7 protein-coding genes are annotated in these 7,001 nt (G+C 75.3%); 2 read left to right on the top strand and 5 right to left on the bottom strand.

The annotated features are described in order from the left end of the window. Nucleotides 1-173: 173 nt before the first annotated feature. The 3 genes from ACFRAV_RS08090 to ACFRAV_RS08100 all read right to left on the bottom strand — a co-directional run bounded on the left by ACFRAV_RS08090 (nt 174) and on the right by ACFRAV_RS08100 (nt 1,840). Entirely contained in the window at nt 174-833 is a 660-nt protein-coding gene (locus tag ACFRAV_RS08090; RefSeq protein ID WP_382552607.1) for a DUF5063 domain-containing protein, read from the bottom strand. Beyond that, nucleotides 826-1,425, bottom strand: a complete 600-nt coding sequence (gene recR / locus ACFRAV_RS08095) for a recombination mediator RecR (protein WP_382552609.1) — start codon at nt 1,423-1,425, stop codon at nt 826-828. Before recR ends, ACFRAV_RS08090 begins: the two co-directional genes overlap by 8 nt. A gap of 70 nt (nt 1,426-1,495) precedes the next feature. After that, a complete protein-coding gene (locus tag ACFRAV_RS08100) occupies nt 1,496-1,840 on the bottom strand; it encodes a YbaB/EbfC family nucleoid-associated protein (protein WP_108956940.1) in 345 nt (114 codons plus the stop codon). A gap of 456 nt (nt 1,841-2,296) precedes the next feature. Here ACFRAV_RS08100 and ACFRAV_RS08105 point away from each other — a divergent pair, with 456 nt between their 5' ends. Further along, nucleotides 2,297-3,202 carry an SLATT domain-containing protein gene (locus ACFRAV_RS08105; protein ID WP_382552611.1) on the top strand — a complete coding sequence of 302 codons (906 nt, stop codon included), beginning with the start codon at nt 2,297-2,299 and terminating at the stop codon, nt 3,200-3,202. Nucleotides 3,203-3,312: 110 nt separating this feature from the next. Here ACFRAV_RS08105 and ACFRAV_RS08110 read toward each other — a convergent pair whose 3' ends face one another. Beyond that, a complete protein-coding gene (locus ACFRAV_RS08110; RefSeq protein ID WP_382552613.1) occupies nt 3,313-3,963 on the bottom strand; it encodes a hypothetical protein in 651 nt (216 codons plus the stop codon). Nucleotides 3,964-4,072: 109 nt separating this feature from the next. Further along, nucleotides 4,073-4,831, bottom strand: coding sequence for a GntR family transcriptional regulator (locus ACFRAV_RS08115; RefSeq protein ID WP_382552615.1), 759 nt, complete (start codon nt 4,829-4,831; stop codon nt 4,073-4,075). Between the two features lie 233 nt (nt 4,832-5,064). Between ACFRAV_RS08115 and ACFRAV_RS08120 the strand changes: the two genes are divergently transcribed. Then, the gene (locus tag ACFRAV_RS08120) at nt 5,065-6,864 is read left to right on the top strand and encodes a protein kinase (protein WP_382552617.1); all 1,800 of its coding nucleotides are present in this window, start codon (nt 5,065-5,067) and stop codon (nt 6,862-6,864) included. Nucleotides 6,865-7,001 lie beyond the last annotated feature (137 nt).

Consider the following 7,001-nt stretch of genomic DNA (forward strand, 5'->3'; position numbering starts at 1 on the left):
GGCTGAACATCCCATCCGGTCAACCGGATGATGAGATGTCCCTTTTGTGCGCCACCGCCCGCAGGTGACCGGGGCGGCTCCCGCACCGCCCCGGCCGAGGGCGCACCTCCCCCGGACGGGTGACGGTAAACCCCTGAGCAGGCTGTATGGCTTGCTTCACACCGCGCCGCGGCTCACTTCACGCGGCGCAGGCCGAGCGGGCCGGCGATCTCCTGGAACATGACCTCGCCCGCGGCCTCGGCCAGCGCCTCCTCCTCGAGGTGCTCGTCGGTGTCCAGGCCGTCCAGCGCCTCCAGGGGCTGGTTGAGCCGGACGTGCGCCACCACGGACTGCAGGGCCCGCAGCGCGCCCGAGGCCATCGCGCCCCAGTTGGAGAGGTAGGAGAACTGCCACCACCACAGCGCCTCGGTCACCCGGCCGGCGCGGTAGTGCGCCATGCCGTGGCGGAGGTCGGTGATGACGCCGGCGAGGTCGTCGGAGATGCGGGCCGGGACCGGCGCGCGGCGCGGCTGGTACGGGTCGAACACCTCGGAGTAGACGTCGACCGGGTCGAGCATCGCGGCCAGCCGCTCGCGCAGCTCGTCGACGTCCAGCTCCGGGCCCAGGTCGGGCTCGTAGCGCTCGTCCGGCACGATGTCCTCGTGCGCGCCGAGACGGCCGCCGGCCAGCAGCAGCTGGGAGACCTCCAGCAGGAGGAACGGGACCGCCGAGTCGGGGTCGTCGCCCCGGGCGACCTCGGTGACGGCGACCAGGAAGCTCTCGACCTGGTCGGCGATCTGGACCGCGAAGTCACCGGGGTCCGTCGCGGTGGAGTGCAGCGTTGCGTCAGACATCTAGGAGTCGTCTCCCCTCGAAGGCGCGGCCGAGGGTGACCTCGTCCGCGTACTCCAGGTCGCCGCCCACCGGGAGGCCGCTGGCCAGGCGGGTGACCCTGAGGCCCATGGGTTTGATCATGCGGGCGAGGTACGTCGCGGTGGCCTCGCCCTCCAGGTTGGGGTCGGTGGCGAGGATCAGCTCCGTGACGGCGCCGTCGGCGAGCCGCGCGAGCAGCTCCCGGATCCGCAGGTCGTCGGGGCCGACCCCCTCGATGGGGCTGATGGCTCCGCCCAGCACGTGGTAGCGGCCGCGGAACTCACGGGTCCGCTCGATCGCCACGACGTCCTTGGGCTCCTCCACCACGCAGATGACGGCGAGGTCGCGTCGGGGGTCGCGGCAGACCGCGCACTGCTCCTCCTGCGCGACGTTCCCGCAGGTGACGCAGAAGTGGACCTTGGCCTTGACCTCCATGAGGGCCTGGGCGAGCCGGCGGACGTCCGTCGGCTCGGCCTGCAGGATGTGGAAGGCGATGCGCTGCGCGCTCTTGGGACCGACGCCGGGGAGTCTTCCCAGCTCGTCGATCAGGTCCTGGACCACGCCCTCGTACAACGCCCTGCCTGCCTTCCTCGGGGCTCCTGGCGGAGCCGCCCTCTGCGTACGGTAGTCGCCGCCCCCCGGGTCAGAAAGGCAGACCCGGGATACCGCTGCCGCCGCCCAGTCCCTCGGCCAGCGGGCCGAGCTTGCGGGACTGCAGCTCCTGTGCGTTGTCGTTGGCGGCCTTCACCGCGGCGACCACCAGATCGGCGAGGGTCTCGGTGTCCTCGGGGTCCACCGCCTTGGGGTCGATCACCAGGGCGCGCAGCTCACCGGAACCGGTGACGGTGGCCCGCACCAGGCCGCCGCCGGCCTGACCCTCGACCTCCGTGTTCGCCAGCTCCTCCTGGGCGCGGGCCAGGTCCTGCTGCATCTTCTGGGCCTGCTGCAGCAACTGCTGCATGTTGGGCTGGCCACCACCGGGAAACACGATTCAGCTCCTGAGCTCGCTGGGCCGGCGCGTTCGCACCGGGCACGACGGTTCCGGCACGCCGGAACACGACACGTCACGGACACGTCTTTCCTGAGAGGGCGGAAAGATTCACCCCTCTTGAACGAGCCTACGCGGTCGACGCGATGGCCGCTCCGTCACACTTTCGGGTGAGCGTGTCGAGGCTCCAGCGCCTGTTGAAAGGCCACTTACGGGCGGATCCGTGGTTCAAACCGCCGCCTGTGCCACTCGTTGGGGGGTAGGAAGGGTGCCGACACGCGGAGCACGCCACGTGATCACCGCGTCACGCACAGTGCCGACGGGGTGCCGGGTCCGGTCACGGGAGCCGGAGGGCCGGCCGTGGCCCGGACCGCGGGGGCGGCGACGGCGGGCGCGGGCAGGCGGCCGCCGGGCGGGTCGGCAGTGATCGTTTACAGGTGTGTGGGGAGTAGCCGGGTGAGTCAGCCGGAGATGCCGGAGAGCGGGTCCGAGGAGCCGCCGTCGTCGCCGTCGCGTGAGGGCGGGCGGTCCGAGGCGCCGTCGGGCGCGGGCGACCGGCCCCCCGGAACCGGCATCGCCGGCGCCCGGACCGGCGGGGCGCGCTCCGGCGGCCGGATCGGCGGCCGGACCGGTGGCGGGCGCGTCGGCCTCAACAGGACCGGAGGCGGGCCGGGGGCGCCGGGGCTGCCGGGGGATCTGCTGGGGCGGCCCTTCCCGCAGGGCGACTGGGACGTGCCGGCCCGGCGGCTGGACGAGCTCTACCGGTGGGTCGAGCGGTGCGCGCTGGAGACCGCCGCCTGGTATCTCGGGGACCGGGTCTGGAAGCGCCGCGCGGCCAGGGCGCTGCGCGGCGGCGCGGCCACCGGGGCGGTGCTCGCGGCGGGACTCCCGCTGCTGGACCTCGCCGAGGTGATGGACGGGGCGGCGCCCTGGGGGTACCTCTCGCTGCTGCTGGCCCTCGCCTGCGGGGGCGCGGACCGCTTCTTCGGGGTGACCTCCGGCTGGATGCGGGACATGGCCACGGCGCAGGCGGTGCAGCGGCGGCTGCAGGCCCTCCAGTTCGACTGGGCCTCGGAGAACGTGCGCGAGGTGCTGGGCCCCACCGAGGGCACGGCCGGCGAGGCGGCGGAGCGGTGCCTGGGGGTGCTGCGGAGGTTCTCGGAGGACGTCACCGAACTGGTGCGGGCCGAGACGGCGGACTGGATGGGCGAGTTCCGGCGGGGCGACGTCCCCGCGGCGGCCCGGGGGGCCGTCGACGGGGGACGCAGCGAGGTGGCCGTCCCGGTGGGCGGCGCCGGCCGCTTCTCCCTGGCGGCCCCCCGGCCCAACATGCCGCGCCAGCGCCCCCCGGAGCCGCGGTGACCCACGACGACGGGGGACCGGGGGCGCCCGCACGACGACGCCGACGGTGGCGGCGACAGCGGCGGCGACGGTGACGACGGCGGCGACGGTGACCGCGGCGGACCGGGGCGTCAGCTGAAGACGATCATCGAGCCCTGGCCCAGGCTGCGGACCGCCGCCGCGTGCAGCCCCAGCCACACGTGGCGCTCCCGGGCGAACGGGCTCGGGTCGTACGGCGCGGGGTCGGCCGGCTGCTCCAGCTCGGTGGGGGCGGAGGGCGGCGCCGGGGCTGCCGGCGGGGCGGCGGGGTTGATCCCCAGGGCCGGCGCGACGAACTCCAGGTCGCGCAGCAGCCCGTGCGAGGACCCGAGCGGCCCGCCGCCCTCCAGCAGCTCGTCGTTGACCAGCGGGTGCGGGAAGTCCACCGGCAGGTACGCCCCGGCGTGGTCGTAGTGCCAGACCAGGTGGGACTGCTGCGCCGTGGTCTCGAACATCTCCAGCAACTGCTCGTAGTCGCCGCCGAGTTCGTCCACCGGCGTCACCGGCAGCCCGCAGGCCTGGAGCAGGTAGACCCGGCGCAGGAAGTGCAGCGCCTCGTAGTCGAAGCCGGCGACCGGGGCGACGTCGCCCGTGACCCCCGGCGTGTACTGGTGGATCGGCACCGGCTGCGCACCGGTGGCCATCAACGCCCGGTCGTAGACGGCGAGTTCCTCGGCGAAGGGGTTGTCCGGGGTGTGGCACAACACGTCGACGAGCGGGACCAGCCACAGGTCACAGGCCAAAGGACGACTCCTCGGGTCAAAGGTGGAAGGGGAAGCGTAGTGGGTACCGGGCCGGACCGGCCCGTGCAGGAGTGGTCCCCCGTGTACGGGGCCTCAACCCGCCTCCCCGCTATCCGCGCTGTCCGTCCGGTCCGCGGCCCGGCTCCCGGGAGCCGTCGGCGGCGTCCGTGGCGGTGAGGCGCTCCACCAGGTCCAGCGAGAAGGTGTTGCTCTCCGCGACGAGCTGCTGCGACGCCTCGGCGTCGCCGCGCCCCAGCGCGTCCACCAGGGCGGTGTGCCCGGCCCACATGTGGCCCCGCAGGTCGGCGAGCCGCCGCAGGTGCTGCACCGTGCACACCCAGGCCTGCACGCGCAGCCGGTGCAGGAAGTCCGTCAGGTACGGGTTGCCGAAGAGGCCGCTCAACTCCCGCCAGTACCGCAGGTCGTAGCCGATCAGCACGGACAACTCGCCGGAGTGGGCGGCCCGCTGGCACTCCTCGCCGCGCCGCCGCACCGCCGCCAGCGAGGCGGTCTCCGCCACGTCGGGGAAGCCCCGGGCGCCGGAGCGGGCCCGCGCCGCCAGCCGCAGGAACATGCCGTCGGAGATCAGCGCGCGGGCCTGGACGATGTGCCGGAAGTCCTCGACGCTGAAGGCCCGCACCCGGAACCCGCGGTGCTGCACCGCCTCCAGCAGCTCCTGCGCGGACAGGTCGACCAGCGCCTCGCGGACCGGCGTGGCGGAGACGCCGTACTGCTCGGCGATCTCCTTCACCGTGAACTCCTGGCCCGGATGCAGCCGCCCGGCCAGCACCTCGTCGCGCAGCGCCTCGGCGATCTGCTGGCGCAGGGTGCTGCGGGTCACCGGGCCGGGCACGCCGGTCGTTCCCATCGGCGCTCTCCCTCCCTGGTACACGTCTCATGTCCATTACCTGCGGTCACCTTAACCAGCGTGGCGGAGAACAGCCTCGCGGCGGTCGGCGGGCGGACGCCGGCGGCCACGGCTTCGTCGCCGGGGTGTGGCCTCCTCGTGGCACGCGCCGGCCGGATCCGCCGATACGCTTCGGAGGCTGAGCTGTGGGGACCGCGGGGGGCGCGGTGACCGGTCCAGGGGAGGACGGCGCGATGGAGATGCTGGGTGCGGGGGACCCCGAGCGGATCGGGGCGTACCGGCTGCTGGCCCGGCTGGGCGCGGGCGGCATGGGGCAGGTGTTCCTGGCCAGGTCGGACCGCGGCCGCACGGTGGCCGTGAAGCTGGTGCGCGCCGAGCTCGCCGCGCGGGAGGAGTTCCGGGCCAGGTTCCGTCACGAGGTGCGGGCGGCGCGCCGGGTCGGCGGGGACTGGACGGCGCCGGTGCTCGACGCCGACACCGAGGCCGACGTGCCGTGGGTGGCCACCGGGTACGTGGCCGGGCCGTCGCTGGAGCGGGTGGTCGGCCGCGACCACGGTGCGCTCCCGGAGCGCACCGTGCGCATCCTGGCGGCCGGACTCGCGCGGGCCCTCGGCGACATCCACACGGCGGGACTCGTCCACCGGGACCTCAAGCCGTCCAACGTGCTGATCACCATCGACGGGCCCCGGGTGATCGACTTCGGGATCGCCCGGGCGCTGGAGACGGCCGACGACAGCGGGCTGACCCATGCCGGAGCGGTCGTCGGCTCGCCCGGCTTCATGGCCCCGGAGCAGGTGCGGGGCGAGCGGATCACGGCGGCGGTCGACATCTTCAGCCTGGGCTCGGTGCTGGCCTACGCGGCGACCGGGCGGGTCCCGTTCGGCGACGCGGAGAGCGGACCGCACGCCCTGATGTACCGCATCGCCCAGGACGAGCCCGACCTCACCGGCGTCCCGGAGGGGCTCACCGGGCTGATCGGCGCGTGCCTGCGCAAGGACCCGGCGGCACGCCCCTCCCTGGAGGACGTGCTCGGGCAGGTGGGCGGCGAGCAGGTCACCCTCGCGGCCGGCCGCACCCGCGACCCGTGGCTGCCGGCCGGGCTGGTGGCCCAGCTGGGGCGCCACGCGGCGGAACTCCTGGACGTCGAGGACCCCGGGCCGCGGCCGGAGGAGGCGCTCACGGTGGTGACGGGTCCCGGCACGCCCCCGCCGCCCGCCGCTCCCGCGGCCCACTCCGCGCCCGCCGCCCCCGCTCCTCCGGCCGCCCCGGCGTTCCCGCCCGCCTTCGGCGCACCCCACCCGTACCCCGCGGGCCCCGTCCAGGGCGGCCACGCCCAGGGGCACGGCGGCGGGGGTTACGGCTGGCCGCCCGTCCCCGGGCAGCACACCGCCGGGCCGTTCGGGCAGCCGCTCCCGGGCGCGACGGCGGTGGCGCCCACCGGGCCCCCGGACGACGGGGGCCGCGCCCGCACCGCGGTGCTGGTCGCGGCGGCGACGCTGGTCGTCGCGCTGATCGCCGGCGGGGTGGTGTACGGCGTGATGCGCGGCAAGGACACGGACGCCCGGGCCGACAAGGACACCCGCACCGGCGCCTCCGGCTCCGCGACCACGGAGACCACCGGGAGGCCCGGACCGCCCCCGACCACCTCGGCCGACGACGACAAGGGCGACGGCGGCCCGGGCGCGGTGCCCGAGCGGTTCCTCGGGGAGTGGAGCGCCGTCATCGAGAACACGGCGGGGTCCAACCCCCGTCACATCACGCTGAGCCAGGGCGAGGTCGGCGACCCGGTGCTGACCCTGGTGGCCGAGGGGCCGCTGGAGGGCACGTCCTCCTCCTACCGGTGCGTCTTCGAGGCCGTCCTGACCGACGCGCCCGGCGGCGACGGCGTGCTCGGGCTGGGCCCCTCCCGGGTGGTCGACGGCGAGCCGCTCAGCTCCTGCTCGGCCGGCGACCCCTCCACCCTCACCGTCGAGGGAGGCTCCCTCGTCCGCACCATGGCCGACGGCGACAGCCTCACCTACACCCAGGACTGACCCCGCGGCAGGCCGTCGCCCCCCGGGACGCGGAGCGGCCCGCCGCCCGTGGCCCCCCGGGGGGGGGGGGCGGGGGGGGGGCCGGGGGGGGTACGGGGGCCCGGGGGGGAGCCCCCGAGGTTGTCCCCCAGGCTCCG

It is taken from the genome of Streptomyces sp. NPDC056600 (assembly GCF_042792855.1).
GTDB lineage: Bacteria > Actinomycetota > Actinomycetes > Streptomycetales > Streptomycetaceae > Streptomyces.